The 16408-nt window shown below is 43.2% G+C and carries 15 protein-coding genes; 9 read left to right on the top strand and 6 right to left on the bottom strand.

Features of this window, described 5'->3' with window-relative positions:
* Positions 1-69 precede the first annotated feature (69 nt).
* Positions 70-1035 carry a TDT family transporter gene (locus tag G327_RS0101270; RefSeq protein WP_019612949.1) on the bottom strand — a complete coding sequence of 322 codons (966 nt, stop codon included), beginning with the start codon at positions 1033-1035 and terminating at the stop codon, positions 70-72.
* Positions 1036-1181: 146 nt separating this feature from the next.
* Between G327_RS0101270 and G327_RS0101275 the strand changes: the two genes are divergently transcribed.
* Positions 1182-2084: a LysR family transcriptional regulator gene (locus G327_RS0101275; protein ID WP_019612950.1), complete on the top strand. Its 903-nt coding sequence runs from the start codon at positions 1182-1184 to the stop codon at positions 2082-2084.
* Between the two features lie 65 nt (positions 2085-2149).
* On the opposite strand, the gene aroC is transcribed toward G327_RS0101275, so the two are convergent.
* Positions 2150-3238: a chorismate synthase gene (gene aroC / locus G327_RS0101280; RefSeq protein WP_019612951.1), complete on the bottom strand. Its 1089-nt coding sequence runs from the start codon at positions 3236-3238 to the stop codon at positions 2150-2152.
* Positions 3239-3313: 75 nt separating this feature from the next.
* Positions 3314-4225: a 50S ribosomal protein L3 N(5)-glutamine methyltransferase gene (gene prmB, locus G327_RS0101285; RefSeq protein ID WP_019612952.1), complete on the bottom strand. Its 912-nt coding sequence runs from the start codon at positions 4223-4225 to the stop codon at positions 3314-3316.
* A gap of 67 nt (positions 4226-4292) precedes the next feature.
* On the opposite strand from prmB, the gene smrB reads away from it, so the two are divergent.
* From smrB to nhaD, 3 genes are all read left to right on the top strand, one after another.
* The gene (smrB, locus tag G327_RS0101290) at positions 4293-4838 is read left to right on the top strand and encodes an endonuclease SmrB (protein WP_019612953.1); all 546 of its coding nucleotides are present in this window, start codon (positions 4293-4295) and stop codon (positions 4836-4838) included.
* A 415-nt stretch (positions 4839-5253) separates the two neighbouring features.
* Positions 5254-6075, top strand: coding sequence for a hypothetical protein (locus tag G327_RS23825; protein ID WP_019612954.1), 822 nt, complete (start codon positions 5254-5256; stop codon positions 6073-6075).
* Between the two features lie 192 nt (positions 6076-6267).
* Positions 6268-7695: a sodium:proton antiporter NhaD gene (gene nhaD / locus G327_RS0101300; protein WP_019612955.1), complete on the top strand. Its 1428-nt coding sequence runs from the start codon at positions 6268-6270 to the stop codon at positions 7693-7695.
* A gap of 41 nt (positions 7696-7736) precedes the next feature.
* Here the strand turns inward: nhaD and G327_RS0101305 are convergent, their stop codons facing one another.
* The 3 genes from G327_RS0101305 to G327_RS26360 all read right to left on the bottom strand — a co-directional run bounded on the left by G327_RS0101305 (position 7737) and on the right by G327_RS26360 (position 11351).
* Complete coding sequence (locus tag G327_RS0101305) at positions 7737-10460, bottom strand: DEAD/DEAH box helicase (RefSeq protein WP_019612956.1); 2724 nt, start codon at positions 10458-10460, stop codon at positions 7737-7739.
* A 168-nt stretch (positions 10461-10628) separates the two neighbouring features.
* Positions 10629-11102 carry a phosphohistidine phosphatase SixA gene (gene sixA / locus G327_RS0101310; RefSeq protein ID WP_019612957.1) on the bottom strand — a complete coding sequence of 158 codons (474 nt, stop codon included), beginning with the start codon at positions 11100-11102 and terminating at the stop codon, positions 10629-10631.
* A gap of 108 nt (positions 11103-11210) precedes the next feature.
* Entirely contained in the window at positions 11211-11351 is a 141-nt protein-coding gene (locus tag G327_RS26360) for a TIGR02808 family protein (protein ID WP_019612958.1), read from the bottom strand.
* A gap of 240 nt (positions 11352-11591) precedes the next feature.
* Between G327_RS26360 and G327_RS0101320 the strand changes: the two genes are divergently transcribed.
* The 5 genes from G327_RS0101320 to G327_RS0101340 all read left to right on the top strand — a co-directional run.
* Positions 11592-12551 carry an AAA family ATPase gene (locus tag G327_RS0101320; RefSeq protein ID WP_019612959.1) on the top strand — a complete coding sequence of 320 codons (960 nt, stop codon included), beginning with the start codon at positions 11592-11594 and terminating at the stop codon, positions 12549-12551.
* Positions 12551-13495 carry a DUF58 domain-containing protein gene (locus tag G327_RS0101325; RefSeq protein WP_019612960.1) on the top strand — a complete coding sequence of 315 codons (945 nt, stop codon included), beginning with the start codon at positions 12551-12553 and terminating at the stop codon, positions 13493-13495. The genes G327_RS0101320 and G327_RS0101325 overlap by 1 nt, the downstream gene beginning before the upstream one ends.
* Positions 13479-13976: a DUF4381 domain-containing protein gene (locus G327_RS0101330; protein WP_019612961.1), complete on the top strand. Its 498-nt coding sequence runs from the start codon at positions 13479-13481 to the stop codon at positions 13974-13976. Before G327_RS0101325 ends, G327_RS0101330 begins: the two co-directional genes overlap by 17 nt.
* Positions 13969-14952, top strand: a complete 984-nt coding sequence (locus G327_RS0101335; RefSeq protein WP_019612962.1) for a vWA domain-containing protein — start codon at positions 13969-13971, stop codon at positions 14950-14952. Before G327_RS0101330 ends, G327_RS0101335 begins: the two co-directional genes overlap by 8 nt.
* On the top strand, positions 14942-16408 hold a 1467-nt coding region (locus G327_RS0101340), incomplete at its 3' end, for a vWA domain-containing protein (RefSeq protein ID WP_019612963.1). The genes G327_RS0101335 and G327_RS0101340, both read left to right, overlap by 11 nt.

Raw genomic sequence — 16408 nt, forward strand, 5'->3', positions numbered from 1 at the left:
GGCAACCTAAATTAGACTGCCGTGGCCTCTTGGGATCTGTTTCCGGGCTTTTTATTCTTTCCTCCTATCTCAGCGGCAGATTAACCGCCCGCGAGCAGCCGAAAAATGCACAAGATATCTCAAACACACATAAGCCACCATCAAAGTTGCAATCAGCAGTTCAATATCAGCTAAACGTCCAGCCATAACTGCCAGCTGCGGATCAAATTGAGAGGCAGATAAATAAGCAGCCGTTTTATACATAGCCGTTGCACCAATCACTAAAGGAAAGGTAAAGGCAGAATAAGCCGGACTAAAAGGCAGGCGTAACAGTTTAGTAAAAGCGAAATAGATAAAGAAGGTCATCAGCACCGCCAGCCCGCCTAATATAACCACCAGCAGATGATGCGGATTTTCAGCAATGGTTAAATAACCTGCTAATAATAAACTGGCAGGCGCGGCAAATATCGCAATCGTCGGCTTTTCATTATCTGCAATAGTGGTGGTGAAAAATAAACGGTACAGCATAACAGGCAGCAATACTGCGTAGGCTGCCAGGCCGAACACAAACAGCGTTTGCGCAAGCGAAACAAAAACACCGCCGGGGAATGAAACAGCCGCCACTACTATGCCTACCGGCGGAATAAACCAGCTTGGTAAAATATGCTCTACAGTGAAATTTTTACAGCGGTAATAGATAAAAACGCTTAAAAAAATCAGGTGCAGCACAATTGCTGTCAGCCATAAAGCTTGGGCTAAGGAATGATCAAAACGGCCTATATTTTTCGCCACAATCATGGTCGCCATGGCAAATGTAGGTACCACGCTGCCGCTCATATGATGACTTAAATCCTGTTTTAATAAACCAGGATTAACAATAAATTTAAGCAGCAGCAGGATTAATAAAGCTCCGCCGACTAGTGCACCAAACATTTGTCCTTTACCATACAGATCCGCCTGGTTTTCCCAGCACCAGCCCAAACTTGCAATACCTAAAGCAAGGCCGGCCAAAGCTGTCGGTGTATTAGATAAAGAAGTATTTACTTTTTTCAGCATGACAACCCCTCGCTGGTTTTAATATAAAATGATTATAAACTGCCGCTATTATTAAAAATAGCTTAAACTATTTAACCAAACGTTAAATAAAACTTACCATCAATGCAGTGTAAGCAGCCGCTCTACTCAATCGCGCAGAGGTGTATGTGCATATTACCTTAAAACAGTTACAGGTTTTTATCTGTATTACTCAGGAAAAAACCATTACAGCCGCAGCCTTAAAGCTTTTTATCAGTAAACCAGCGGTCAGCATGGCACTGGCCGAATTAGAAAAACAGTTAGGTCATAAACTCTTTGAACGTAAAAATAACCGCTTAATCATTAATGAACAGGGCAGACAGCTGCAGCCCCTGGCGGATGAACAGATTGAACGCAGTAAAGAGATAAGCCGCTTATTCAAACCGGCAGCTCAAAGCAGCGGTAAGCTGAAGATAGGTTCAAGTAATACTATCGGCAACCACGTAATCCCCTCTCTGCTGGGTGATTTCAGAGTCACCTCTAGTCAAAGCCGTCAGTCTTTGTTAATTGATAACAGCGCATTTATTGCTCAACAGCTGAAAGATTATGAACTCGATATTGGCTTAGTTGAAGCCAATATCTTTGACAGCGAACTGCAGTCAAGCCGCTGGCTGCAGGATGAAATGCTGATAGTCTGCCATGCCGGACACCCGCTTGCACAAGAGCAACAGATCACCTTAAATGAGCTGGAAAACCAGCAGTGGATTTTACGTGAACACGGCTCCGGTACCCGTGACTTTTTCTTAAAACAGATAGGTGAAAAACTGACAGATTATGAAGTGTCACTAGAGCTGAATACTACAGAAGCAATTATTAACTGTGTTTCAGCAGGATTAGGTATCAGCTGTATGTCGAAATTAGCCGCACGCCATGCACTTAAAGATAAACGCCTGGTGCAGCTGGATTTAAAGCTTGGTGAAGATATCACCATGACACGTGATTACTGGCTGATCCGGCATAAAGAAAAGTACCAGAGCCCGTTATTAAAGCAGTTTATTGAGTTTGCACAGAACTGGAAACTGCCCTTTTAGCCATAAAAAAACGCATTAAGTAAAAAATACCTAATGCGTTTTCTTCACTAATAAAAAATAAACGATTATTTAATAAAAGGTGTATTGGTTGTCACATGCAGGTTCTGTGCACGATGGCGCAGCAGATGATCCAGCAGGGTTATCGCCATCTGCGCTTCAGCAATCGGCACGGCACGAATACCAACACAAGGATCGTGACGTCCTTTAGTGATCATCTCAGTCTGCTCGCCGTCAGTTGTAATAGTGCGTCCGGGAATAGTCAGACTTGATGTCGGTTTTAAGGCAATATGCGCGATAATATCCTGGCCGGTTGAAATGCCGCCTAATATACCGCCGGCATGATTGGATAAGAAACCGTCCGGGGTCATTTCATCACGATGCTCAGTACCCTTTTGTGCTGCAACGGCAAAACCGTCGCCAATCTCCACACCTTTAACGGCATTAATGCTCATTAATGAGTGTGCAAGCTCTGCATCTAAACGGTCAAATACCGGTTCACCTAAGCCAACTGGTACACCGGAAGCAACTACAGACACTTTAGCGCCTACTGAATTGCCCTCTTTAATCAAAGCTTTCATGTAATCTTCAAGCGCTTCTAATTTCGATGTATCAGGAAAGAAAAACGGATTGTTTTCAATTTCATTCCAGTCAATTATATCAGGTGTAATATCCCCTAGCTGACTTAAATAACCGCGGATCTCAATGCCGAAATGCTCTTTTAAATATTTTTTCGCAATCGCACCGGCAGCTACACGCATTGCCGTTTCACGCGCCGATGAACGGCCGCCGCCGCGGTAGTCACGGTGTCCGTATTTCTGATGGTAAGTGTAATCAGCATGACCCGGGCGGAACAGATCTTTGATCGCCGAATAGTCTTTTGAACGCTGATCGGTATTCTCAATTAACAAACCTATGCTGCAGCCGGTTGTTTTACCTTCAAATACACCGGATAAAATCTTAACCTGATCCCCTTCCTGGCGCATCGTAGTATAACGCGACTGTCCTGGACGACGCCTGTCTAAATCGTGCTGCAGATCTGCTTCACAAATCTCTAAACTTGGTGGAATACCATCAACGATACAACCTAGAGCCGCACCGTGACTTTCACCAAATGTGGTTACTTTAAAAAGCTGACCAATACTGCTTCCTGCCATGATTATTTCCCGCTTGTTTGTGATTTTAAAACAGAGGCTCTACCTCTATTCTGTGAAATATTGCGCCGGCCGAAATTAAAACTCGGCGGCGTCAAGCTGTGCTTTTGTTAAGACAAATACACCATGCCCGCCTGCTTTGAATTCGATCCAGGTAAATGGAACGTCTGGATAAGCCTGCTGCAGGTGTACCTGTGAATTACCGACTTCAACAAATAACACACCGTTTTCATTTAATTTACTGCTCGCCTGCTGGAGCATTTTACGTACTAAGTCTAAACCGTCAAAGCCGCAGGCTAAGCCCAGCTCAGGCTCATGCTTGAACTCTTCAGGTAAGTTTGCCATATCTTCTGCGTCAACATAAGGCGGATTTGAAACAATTAAATCGTATTTTTCCTGCTCAATGCCGGAAAAAAGATCTGACTGAATCGGGAAAACCTGCTGCTCAAGCCCATGCCCCTGAATATTAATTTCCGCAACATCTAAAGCATCTTCTGATATATCAACGGCATCCACTTCCGCTTCCGGGAAAGCATAAGCACAGGCAATCGCAATACATGCACTGCCGGTGCACAGATCCAGAATACGTTTGGGCGCTTCTTCAACCCAGGGTGCAAACTGCGATTTAATTAACTCGGCAAATGGGGATCGCGGTACTAAAGTACGCTCGTCAACATAAAACTCTAAACCTGCAAACCAGGCTGTATTAGTTAAGTATGCAACCGGAATACGTTTCTCAATACGCATAACAATCAGCTCAGCTAACATTTCCCGTTCGCGTCTGGTTAGGCGCGACTGCAGAACGCTGTCATGACTGTCCATGGCTAAATTCAATGAAGGTAATATAAGCTGAAGCGCATCATCCCACGCGTTGTCTGTTCCATGGCCGTAAAAAATACCGGCGCGGTTAAACTCGGTTGCCGCCCAGCGCAGCATATCCTGAATGGTAACCAGCTCATTAACAGCTTCATCTGTAAAAATCGTATCCAACTTATTCTCCAATTAAGGTAAACTCACGCAACTTTGTTTTATTCAAGTAATCAGCATAGGAAAGGCCATGACTAATAAAAATAAAAACGATGATTTTTCGCTATTCAGCGCTGAGTTTTCAGGTATCAAAAAGTTGCAACAGGATACCATAAAATTACCGACTAAAAACATGAAGAAAAAAGAAGTCATCAAACAAAAACGCGAAGAATCACTCGAGGCAAATCATTTCTCCGATGCTTTTGAACCTCACCTGCCGGAAGAAGGCCCGGTTCGTTACTGCCGTGAAGATGCTGACAAGTATTTAGTAAAACAGATAAGACGCGGTGATTTTGCACCGGAAATCATCCTCGATATGCATGGCCTGACACAAGAAGAAGCCAAGCGTGAATTAGGCGCATTAATCGCCTGTTGTAAAAAAGAGGGATTGTACTGCTGCAGCGTGCTGCACGGTGTTGGTAAACATATTTTGAAAAAACAAGTGCCTCTATGGCTTGCTCAGCACCCGGATATTTTAGCCTTTCACCAAGCACCGCTCGAGTTCGGCGGACACGGCGCACTGCTGGTGTTAGTTGAACTGGAAGACTGGCAGATGAAGCAGGAATACGAAAAATAATTTAGTTTAAAACTGATAGATATATCATCAAGCGTCGCCAGCATGCATTCGGCAGACACTACGCTTTACTAGTTCGAATTGAACTGGAAGACAGCTTGGGAAACAAGAATACGAAAAATAATTGAATTAAAAGATAAAAGCACTTAATCAGCCGTCACTTGTTAGCCCTCTGAGAAAATCCACCAGTCCGGCGACTGTAGAAGTGCTCAGCCGCGGTCTCCTCTTTTTGACTGATTTGATAATTACTCCTATCTTTTAGCTATGCTTTATTGTCTTCTGACAACCGCAGTCCCGCTTTAAGCATTGTACCATGATCAGCTGCATTGCCGATATATAACAGTCGACAGGCAAAGCGTACTAAGATCAGAAAAGAACAAGAGTAAAACGTCTAAGCTTCGAACGGCAAGGAAAGGTTATGTTAAAAAAACTATTAACCTTATTAACTGTATCTGTATTGTCTTTTTCACTGCTTTCAACCAAGGCAGTTTCAGATGTGATAACCCTGCATGTCCCGGTTCTTGAAGAGAGCCTTGAGCAGCACCTGTTCTACCATGAACTGCTGGAAACGGCGATTCAAGAAATTGGACATACCCCAAATCTTATTGCTTCCCGGCTTCCGCAGCTGAGAATTAAAAGTTATCTGCAGCACGGCTTAATCAGCCTGTACTGGATGGTTGAGTCTGAGCAGAGAAACCAGCGCTACATTCCTATTGAGATCGGACTTACCAATAAACTAATCGGTAAAAGAATTTTATTTATTAAAAAAGGCGATCAGCATTTATTTAAATCAGTGGAAAATATTGAAGATTTTCAAAATTTAAACTTTGTGGCACATTTAGGAAAAAAATGGTTTGACGTTAAGGTCTGGCAGGAAAATGATCTTGCCTATAAGGAGCACTCCGGCAGCTGGAAACAAATTTTCAGAATGATTGAGCAGGGCACCCGGCATAATTACTTTCCCAGAGGCATCAATGAGATCCTTATGGAAGCGCAGCAGCACCCTAATTTAGCAATAGAAAAACGCCTGGTTTTAATCTACGACCGGGATTTTCGTTTTTACCTCAGCAATACGGGTATAAACGCCGGCAGTCGATATAAAAACGTAATTGAACAGGCTATGATAAAAGCACAGCAAAGCGGCTTAATAGAGCGTTTGATTAAAAAATATTGGGGCAGTGATTTTGACATATTGGAATATGACAACAGAATAAAAATTCTCTTACAAACCCCCAAATAATAAATCCCGGCACGCCCCTGCCGCATTAAACTGCTGTTCACTTATTCCCTGTTATGCACTGACAAAGACACCTTATTTCCCCTCTAAAAATAAAAATTTAAATTATTTGGCGCACATCATATTCTCTTCCTGCAAACATGCCTGTCTGTACTATTATTAACCTGACATTTCCTCAAGGAGCTGATATTAAACATGAAAATAAAACAGATAATATTAGCAGGCTTAGCAATACTGAGCTCCCCGGCGGCACTTTCCGCAACGCAGACACTCGACTTAACAAATGCACCTGTCGGTTATGCCTCGTTGCTTTTTTTTACTCTTGCTTACTGCCTGGTAATGGGAGAAGAGTTTTTACATCTGCATAAATCCAAACCTGTACTGCTGGCTGCCGGGTTAATCTGGCTTATGATCGGCTGTGTGCTGAAGCAGCAGGGGCAAACAGAAATTGCCCAGGCAGCCATAGAGCACAACTTACTCGAATATTCTAAACTGCTGCTGTTTTTATTAGTCGCTATGACTTATATAAATGCCATGGAAGAACGACGCTTATTTGATGCATTACAGTCATGGATGGTAAGCAGAGGTTTCGGTTACAGAACCCTTTTCTGGCTGACCGGTATCTTATCTTTTGTCATTTCCCCCATTGCCGATAACTTAACAACGGCATTGTTAATGTGTGCAGTGGTGATGAAAGTAGCAGGAAACAACAGTAAATTTATTAATCTTGCGTGTATCAATATTGTGGTTGCGGCCAACGCCGGCGGTGCATTCAGCCCGTTTGGTGATATTACCACCTTAATGGTCTGGCAGACTGGACTGGTAAACTTTAGTGAATTTTTAACATTATTCTTTCCTTCTCTGGTCAACTATTTAATTCCCGCTTTAATTATGTCTCTATTTGTACCTAAGACACAGCCGAATACAATCAATGAATATATTGAACTCAAACGCGGTGCCCGGCGTATTGTTCTGTTGTTTTTATTAACCATAGCAACTGCAGTGGGTTTCCATGCAGTAATGCATTTCCCTCCGGTAATCGGAATGATGATGGGGCTGGCTTATTTACAGTTCTTCGCATATTTCCTGCGCCGCACACTGGCCAGCTCGCTGGCCAAAAAAACCAGACAAGCAATAGCCAATAATGATGAAGCGGCACTCAGGCGAATTGGTTATGTCGTACCTTTTAATGTATTTAAACGTATCTCTGATGCGGAGTGGGATACACTGCTGTTCTTTTACGGCGTTGTTATGTGCGTCGGAGGATTAAACTTATTAGGATATTTAGATCTGGTCTCTGAAATTATGTATAGCCAGTGGAATCCAGTTTCCGCCAACATTATGGTTGGCGCCTTATCTGCGATTGTAGATAATATTCCGGTTATGTTTGCCGTCTTAACCATGGAGCCGGAAATGTCTCTGGGTAACTGGTTATTAGTGACTTTAACGGCGGGAGTCGGCGGCAGCATGCTGTCTATCGGTTCAGCTGCTGGTGTCGCCCTGATGGGAGCTTCTCGAGGAAAATATACTTTCTTTGGTCATCTAAAATGGGCACCTGTGATTGCGCTCGGATACGCGGCCGGCATTATGGTCCACCTGCACCTTAACAGTCAGCTGTTTTAGATATCGCAGTTGACTGTATTAACCGGGCTGCCTAGCCCGGTTTATTCTCGCTCAACGGCTTCCTGAATAGGTAGTACATTCAACGGCATATTTAATTTACTTAATATCTGCTCTACACAAGCCTGTTTATCTATAACCCACAAGCCATAACTGAGCGGTAAAATATCAATTCCCGCCCGCTTAAACAATTTATAACTGTTCAACTCGAAATAATCTGCCCATGGGCCGGGATAACCAACAAGGTCCAGCGCTAGATATTGCCCGTTACAGCGGCATAAAATATCTGCTTCCGTTCCGGCAATGGTATAACCGGGCCAGTGTTCAATGCCCAGCTTATCTAATACCTTAATCACAGCCTGCTGAAATTCATCCAGCTCACTGTTAGCCATGTGTTTAACTTCAAATTCATGAATAGAATTAATATAGGACTTCAGCAGGTTATTATCCGCAAGCAGGTTTTCATCAATGGACAAAAACACGGTCTGCAGCTGCCGGGCTCGGGTGACTGTCACATTAAAAACATCAGCTTTATTGAGGTAAACAGCGGCTCGGCGTGAATTATTATCAACAGCAAAAGAGATATAGATAATATCCCGCTCTTCCCCCTGAAAACCAAAAGGTGTAGCGGCACGAATACTATGTTTTGAAATTTCAGACTCATTAAAATTCAGACTAATTTGTTTCGCCAGGTATTCCGCCTGGTGCCGAAAAGGAGAGATAATACCCAGACTATGAATGACTCCCGTTTGTGCATCTTTTTTTATCTGTACAGTGACCGCCTTAATAACTTCAGCGGCTTCAATTTTATTAATTCCTGATTTATCCCGGCAGCCGCCGGTGCGCTGCACATTCAGGTGACCGCTGCTAGTGCAGGGCCGGTGCTGCATTATTTTTAATTTATTACGGTAAAACATACTGTTACTAAAGTTAATCAGCTCAGGTTTACTGCGGAAATGTTCATCTAAAAAAGCCGTCTGTTTATGGCTGACGACCGCAGCTAAAGTCAAATCGAGAATAGAATTATCTCTGTAGCTTACCACCCCGGGCGTCTGTTCTGTCAGGTTATGACGGGTCATCAGCTGCAGCTCTTTACTGCGGGCCAGAAACGAATAATGTCTGAGCTGTTTTGCATCACCCACCACCATGACTCTTTTGGCTCGATATAATGCCGGCAGACAACTGCTTATATTGCACTGGGTTGCTTCATCAATAATCACCAGATCAAACATCTGCGCTTTTAAAGGAAGAACTCGGTGTAAAGCATTGATACTGACTAACCAGACAGGAAAAGCCGAGAAGAAAGAGGTATATTCAATCTGGTCAAATAGTTCAAACTGCCGTTTTGAAGTTCGACTGCGGATCGCTTTGTTAAATGCCTGCAGGGATTTACGTTGAGTTTCAATAAGTCTCTGCAGGTTTAAATTTTTCAGCTCATTCAGATAACTTCTCGCCAGGTTTTCTCTATGTATCTGCTCCTGATTAACGACATCCAGTGCATGCCACAGTTTAAACAGTTCACGGATCCCCCTGCCCGCAAATGACAAATAAAGTTTTTTAAGCCAGATCTGTTCACGCAGCTCAAAACCGCGCAGCCTCTGTCCTCTGACGATAGCAGCACGACAGAATTTTACGAACTGTTTTTCTAAACCGTTCAACTTTTTATTAAGCTTGTGTAACTGTAATTCACTGTCAGCAGGGTTGATTAACTGTTGATCAGAAAAATATCCAGACAGCAGATCCGCAACATAACTCTTTAGTTTCTTAAGAAATACTTTTTGACCCGCGCGAATCGAAATATCACCTAAACCAAAAGTAACATCCAGCTTCTGCGCAATCACATCCAGCGCACTGTCATTATTCGCGACTATCAGTACCGACTCCCCTCTTGCCATATGTTCTGCGGCAGCAGCTGCAATGGTATAACTTTTACCGGTCCCCGGCGGCCCGGAAGTACAACCTACAGCTGCATTGGCGGCAATAGATATAACTTTCTTCTGCGCGCTGGAAAGCAGACCAGGCAGATAGTCATATTTTAATAATTTATCCGCTTGCGCTCCAGCCTGCGGCTCAAATAAATTCAACAGCGCGGACGAATACTGTTTTGTGTCGATAATTGTTTCTATTTCATGCAGAACGCCGCGGCTGCTGGCGGAACGCTCAATAAAAACCAGCATTGATGCCGGTAACAAAACATTTATGCCGCTTTTAACAGCCTGTTTAATCTGCTGTGTCTCTGCCAGCCTTGGAAAATTCAACAGGGTCAGTGAATCAATATCTACAGGACTGTCTTTTAACCACGATGCCCATAAAGAAGGATTCTGTACAAAGCAGCATTCTTGGCTTGAGGGGGGATTGTTACTTTCAGGTTTGAGCAGCTGCGTTAATGGCTCATTTATCTGCATAGTTTCCTGACTGGCAGAGAAATAATAATCACCATTATCCAGCTCAATTTCAGCTTCATTAAACAGCAGCGGCGAAACCACTGATTTTATTTCTCCGTTTATTTCTAATTTACCGACAAAAATAAAACTGGCATAAAGTAATACCCGTTCCCGCTGATAAACCTCAACACGTTTGATCATCTGTTCGGCAAAATCTGCAGGGATCGGCAGCCGCGGCAGAAACCCGGCGCCTAAATCATCACAACCCTGCAGTAACAGACAATCTTCTTTTTTAAGTTTGAGTAGATTCCAGAGATTAAGGTCACTGCTGTCTTCTTTATAACAGTCTCGGTAATAGGCCAGCCTACTGTTTAAGTTGACCATTTTTCAACAACTTGTTTTTTCTGGTAAGCGCCGTTCGGGCAGATGGTATAGTTAGTAGTCATTCTATTGTCCTTAATAGTTTGACGAAAGGGATTAGACAGACTGGAGTTTATTATCTTAATGGTAAGCTGAAAGCGGCCGCTTTCAGCTGTTTTTAGCTGTTTTTATTTAAGCCGATATTTGAGCAACACTGGTTAAACTATGCAGGCAGGCAAAACCACTTTCATCCAGCTCCACATGGCCTACAGTCGAAGTAGCAAACGCCGGTACGCCGGCTGCCGGAGTCAGTTCTCCAACTATATAACCAACTAAAGGAAGATGTGAAACGATTAATAGATTTTTTACACCGCTTGCCTGTAAAGCTAAAATCTCATTCACTGATTTTCGAGCGCTGCCGCTCGGCGTTAAAAACTTAATGACCTGCACGTTATCAACTTCAGGAAAAAATGGACAAACAGAATCCCAGGTCTGCAGAGCGCGCAGATAAGGACTGACCATAACCGCATCAAACGAGATGTTGCTGGAAGCTAAATAAGCGGCCATTTTTTCTGACTCTGTGCGCCCAACCGAGGTCAGAGCTCGCTCCGCATCGGAACAAGCCATCATTTCCGCCTGCCCATGACGCATAATATAAATCTGCATAACGCTCTCCTCGAGCAATAAAAAAAGCCCCGCTGTAAGAATACAGGGAGCTTATCAATAATTGCTTTATTTCAATAGCGCTTTTGCGCTAACAAACAATAATTGTGATTAATCTTCGACGGGTGTATCACCGGAGACTTTTAAAATTGCCACAGCGACAAGAAATACACCGATAAAACCAGCAGCAAAGATTGTCGGCATCGCTAAATAACCGAGAGTATGCCAAATAATCGATTCCAATTCGCTCATTTTAATTCCTTAAATTTAGTTAAATTAGATAAGAGTTTGTTAATGATACGTAAATAAAGCCTAAAAAAACATGTGCAAAATCATAAAAATCAGGATTAACAGCCTTCTAACGACTTCCTTAAATAATATTATTAGTGCAAGTACCTTTAATTTACAGGTAATTATGGAACTTTTTGACCTTGAAGTTGACTGTTATTGGCAGTATATTTTTCATTCTCTTTATTTAAGCAGATTATAATCATGGCAAAACAACAACTTAATGCATTACGAACTTACCTTAATAAAATGATCCTGGGACAAAGTGAACTGGTAGATGGTTTATTGATAGCTTTGTTAGCAGACGGCCATATTCTTGTTGAAAGCCCGCCTGGCCTAGCTAAAACTCGTGCTATTAATGCCTTGTCAGACGGTATCGAGGGTGATTTTCACCGCATTCAGTTTACCCCTGACTTATTACCGTCAGATCTGACCGGCACAGATATCTTCCGTCAGGAAACTGGAGAGTTTATTTTTGAAAAAGGGCCGCTGTTTCATAATTTAATTTTAGCCGATGAAATAAACCGTGCACCGGCGAAGGTACAGTCGGCATTATTAGAGGCAATGGCCGAACATCAGATTACTGTAGGTAAAAAGACCTATAAACTGCCGGAGCTTTTTCTGGTAATGGCAACACAAAACCCGCTTGAACAGGAAGGAACTTATCCACTTCCGGAAGCGCAGTTAGATCGTTTTATTATGCACCTTGAACTGGATTACCCGGATGCACAAACGGAAAAAGAGATTTTAAAACTCAATCAGAAAGAGATATTAAAAGAAAAAATTGCTGAAGTAACACCTCTGCTCAATGAACAGATTTTTGCTGTCCGTCAAGAAATAATGACCATCACCATCGCGCCGCATTTAGAGCAGTACCTGATTGATTTAATTATCGCAACTCGCCAGCCGGCACGTTACGGTGAGCAGTTAAACGAGTGGATAAGTTACGGTGCCAGCCCCCGTGCAACCATTGCATTAATGCGCACAGCAAAAGCCCGCGCGTGGTTAGATAACCGTGATTACGTGATGCCCGATGATATTATTCAAAACCTCTATCCGGTTTTACGTCACCGTCTAATATTAAGTTACGAAGCGGAAGCACAGGGCATAAATGCCAATCGTGTTATTAAAGAGATTATTAATCAGGTAGCGATTCCAGCCTAATGAAGAGCACTAAACCACACATCTTTACTGACACGCCGTACCAGACCGGTATCGATGTCAGTTTGAATGAACTGCTGAGTTATAAAAAGCAGGCTAAAATACAGCTGCAGCCGGCCGCTAAAGCGGCCTATCGGCAGCTGTCAGGAAATTATCTGGCTAAAATTAAAGGCCGAGGTATGGAGTTTGCCGAAGTGCGCCATTATCAGGCAGGTGATGATGTACGCACCATCGACTGGTCCGTCACAGCACGTACCGGCAAAGCACATACTAAGTTATTTCAGGAAGAAAAAGAGCGGCCGGTTTTTATTTTATTAGATCTTTCCGACAGTATGATTTTCGGCAGTCAGTTCGTTTTTAAATCTGTACAGGCCTGTCATCTGGCGGCCCTGCTCAGCTGGCAGGCAAAACAGCGTAATGACCGGCTCGGCGGCATTATATTTAACCAGCAGAGAGCAGCTGAATTAAAGCCGACCGGAAGAAATAAAGGTCTGATGACTTTTCTTCATCAAAGTGAACAGTTGTGCACAACTCAGGCATTTAAAACCGAAGCTGCTGCACAGTCCTTGTTTGTACAGCTCAAACGCCTTTCCCGTCTGGTACAGACAGGCAGCCAGGTGCATTTAATCAGTGATTTTTCACAGCTTAATGACCCCTGCCAGAAATTAATCAGTCAAATTCGCCGTCATAATCAGATCAATGCCTGGCAGATCAGCGATCCGCTGGAGCAGGTTTTACCTAAAGATGTGCAGCAGACAGACCTGAAAGTAAACAGCCTTTCTGGAAGCGGTTTTTTCAAACAGAAAAATGCTTTACAGGATTATCAGGAAGCCGCTTGCGAACGTCAGCAGAATGTTGTTAACACCTTTATGAAGTACGGCATTCCACTTTACTCGATATCAGCTTCCAGCTCATTAATGGAGCAGTTTCATGCCCCCGAACGATAACCAGGATCCACTTGCTCAGCTGCATGGCATTATAGGTCCAGACCAAGCATCTTCCTGGCCGCCGGCCCTTATTTACTGGCTGCTGGCAGTGTTAGTTATTCTTTTACTGGCGGCTGCTGTTTATTTATTCAAACGCTATAAAGAAAAAAAACAACTACAGAAAAAAGTACTGCAGGAGCTTGATCATTTAAAGCACGCCGGCGGCACGTTTATTTCCTTAAATCAGTTGTTAAAAGGCACTGCCCTACAGTATTTCCCAAGGTCAGAAGTCGCGTCACTGCATGGTGAGTTGTGGTTTGAATTTTTACAAAATCATTCGGCCGAAACTATTTTTCAAGATAAACAGACGTTCACCAAACGCCTTTACCACAGCACTGCGCAGCACTGCAGTACGGATGATTTTCAACAGGCCAGAGTCTGGATAAAAAATTTACCGCAACAGATTAAAAAACAACATAAAGAGAGCTGTAACAATGTTTGAATTTGTTTATCTATGGGTATTTCTGCTGCTGCCGCTGCCTCTAGTTATCCGCTATTTTTTAAGTGCGCAGAAACGCAGCTATACCCAGGTATGGATCCCGCTTGCAAAGGGGTTAAGCGGTGAGCAGTCACAAAATCAGCGCACTAACTTAAGCGCATTTATTCCCTGGTTAGTATGGGTTCTATTACTGTGCGCATTAGCTAAACCAATCTGGTTTGGTGAACCGATTCGCCTGCAGCAGCAGAGCCGCGATATGATTTTATCGCTGGATCTATCGGGCAGTATGCAGGAAGTCGATATGCCTTTAGACGATAAAAAAGTCGACCGTTTAACCCTGGTAAAAGATCTGTTAAAAACCTTTATTGATAAACGCCATGGCGACCGTTTAGGTTTGATTTTATTTGCCGATCACGCCTATTTACAAACACCGCTGACCTTTGATCTTAATACCATACAGCAGATGGTTAATGAGGCTGAAATAGGCTTAGTCGGGCAGCGTACCGCCATTGGAGAGTCTATTGCAATGGGGATTAAACGCTTTGTTGAAAATAAAAATGAACAGCGGGTGCTTATTTTAATTACCGATGGAGCCAACACTGCCGGCACCATAAAGCCGCTGACGGCTGCCAGACAGGCGGCCCAGAATAATATTACTATCTACACGATCGGCATTGGTGCAGACGAGATGATTAAACGCGGCTTGTTCGGTAATCAGCGCATCAATCCGTCAGCCGATCTTGATGAAAAAACCTTGACTGAAATAGCCCAATTAACCGGTGGTCAGTATTTTAGAGCCAGAAATCAGCAAGAGTTACAAAAAATCTACCAGAAACTCAATGAATTAGAGCCTATTGACAGCGAATTCTTAGAGTTTCGTCCAGAAAAAGATCTCTTTTACTGGCCGTTATCAGGCGCACTTTTAATTCTGTTTTTATTTGCTTTGTATTTTAAATTAAGAGGCCGTTATGCTGCCTGAAACTACTTTTATACCGCTAGAATTTTTACGGCCGCTATGGCTGCTGGGAATCATTGTTGTTGTTTTATTCTCGTTACTGCGCTACCAAAGCAGTAAAAATAATCGAGTACAGACTTTAATTGCCCCGCATTTAAGTAAAAATCTGGTAAGCGCACCAGATAAATCCAATGCAGGACAGTTTGCTTTCAGCGCACTGGCAGTCATTGCCTGCATCTCGTTATCCGGTCCAAGCTGGCGTCAACTGGAGCTGCCGGTTTATGAAATGGAAAAAGCACAGGTTGTGGTTTTAGACCTTTCCTACTCAATGTATGCCACAGACGCTAAACCCAGCCGCTTAACTCAGGCCAAGTATAAAGCGATAGATCTGATCAAAAAATGGAGCGAGGGCGAAAAAGGCTTAATTACTTATGCGGGAGATGCTTTTACGATTTCACCGTTAACCGTTGACGGGAATTCTATCATTAATCATATTCCGCACCTCTCACCGGCAATAATGCCGGTGACCGGCTCACGTGCAGATCTGGCCTTAGAAAAAGCAATAGAGCTGATGACTAACGCCGGTTACAAACAGGGACATATTGTTTTTCTTAGTGATGATATCGATAAACAAACTGCAGATAAAATGATTAAAGATCTGCAGGGAACTAACTGGGTTGTCTCAATATTAGCCATGGCCACTCCACAAGGCGCACCGATAAAACTGCCCGACGGCTCATTATTAAAGGATGAAAGCGGCAGAATAGTTGTTCCTAAGCTTAACGGTAAACCTTTTTACGATATTACCCGTGCCAGCGGCGGTATGTATTTAACCTTTACCAATACAGCAGAAGATGTCGACAAACTGGCGGAGCATTTCTCAATCAAAGAAGCGCGCAGAAATGAATCGCAGCAGTCAGCTAAAAATGAGATGGCCATAGATGACGGTTACTGGCTGGCGTTTTTATTACTGCCTTTATTCCTGTTATTGTTTAGAAAAGGCGTCTTTTACGTTGTACTTCTAAGTGTCTCACTACAGATATCCAGCCCGAAAGTAGAAGCTTCTATCTGGAAAAATGACCAGGAGAATGCATTTCAAGCTTATCAAGATAAAGACTATCAGAAAGCCGCTGAATTATATGAAAACCCTCTCTATAAAGGCGCCGCCTATTATCAGGATAAGCAGTATAAAGAAGCCTTAGCTTCCTTTACTCAAGCAGCGTCTGACACACCTGAAAATGCTGATGCATTTTATAACCAGGGTAATAGTTATGCGCATCTGAAGGAAATTGATAAAGCGATCCAGTCTTATCAGAAAGCGCTTGCCATTCGGCCTGATTTTCAACAAGCACAAGATAATAAAAAACTGCTTGAAGACCTAAAAAAACAGCAGCAGGAACAGGAGAGCAAACAACAGCAGAATAGCGAACAGCAAAGCAGCGAGCAGCAAAGCAGCGAACAGCAAAGCAGCGAACAGCAA

The organism is Psychromonas ossibalaenae ATCC BAA-1528, from assembly GCF_000381745.1.
Lineage (GTDB): Bacteria > Pseudomonadota > Gammaproteobacteria > Enterobacterales > Psychromonadaceae > Psychromonas > Psychromonas ossibalaenae.

Bases quoted from the DNA above. Each gene is read 5' to 3' on its own strand.
- G327_RS0101270 (WP_019612949.1), bottom strand. From the start codon at position 1,035: ATGCTGAAAAAAGTAAATACTTCTTTATCTAATACACCGACAGCTTTG.
- aroC (WP_019612951.1), bottom strand. From the start codon at position 3,238: ATGGCAGGAAGCAGTATTGGTCAGCTTTTTAAAGTAACCACATTTGGT.
- smrB (WP_019612953.1), top strand. From the start codon at position 4,293: ATGACTAATAAAAATAAAAACGATGATTTTTCGCTATTCAGCGCTGAG.
- G327_RS23825 (WP_019612954.1), top strand. From the start codon at position 5,254: ATGTTAAAAAAACTATTAACCTTATTAACTGTATCTGTATTGTCTTTT.
- nhaD (WP_019612955.1), top strand. From the start codon at position 6,268: ATGAAAATAAAACAGATAATATTAGCAGGCTTAGCAATACTGAGCTCC.
- G327_RS0101305 (WP_019612956.1), bottom strand. From the start codon at position 10,460: ATGGTCAACTTAAACAGTAGGCTGGCCTATTACCGAGACTGTTATAAA.
- sixA (WP_019612957.1), bottom strand. From the start codon at position 11,102: ATGCAGATTTATATTATGCGTCATGGGCAGGCGGAAATGATGGCTTGT.
- G327_RS26360 (WP_019612958.1), bottom strand. From the start codon at position 11,351: ATGAGCGAATTGGAATCGATTATTTGGCATACTCTCGGTTATTTAGCG.
- G327_RS0101320 (WP_019612959.1), top strand. From the start codon at position 11,592: ATGGCAAAACAACAACTTAATGCATTACGAACTTACCTTAATAAAATG.
- G327_RS0101325 (WP_019612960.1), top strand. From the start codon at position 12,551: ATGAAGAGCACTAAACCACACATCTTTACTGACACGCCGTACCAGACC.
- G327_RS0101330 (WP_019612961.1), top strand. From the start codon at position 13,479: ATGCCCCCGAACGATAACCAGGATCCACTTGCTCAGCTGCATGGCATT.
- G327_RS0101335 (WP_019612962.1), top strand. From the start codon at position 13,969: ATGTTTGAATTTGTTTATCTATGGGTATTTCTGCTGCTGCCGCTGCCT.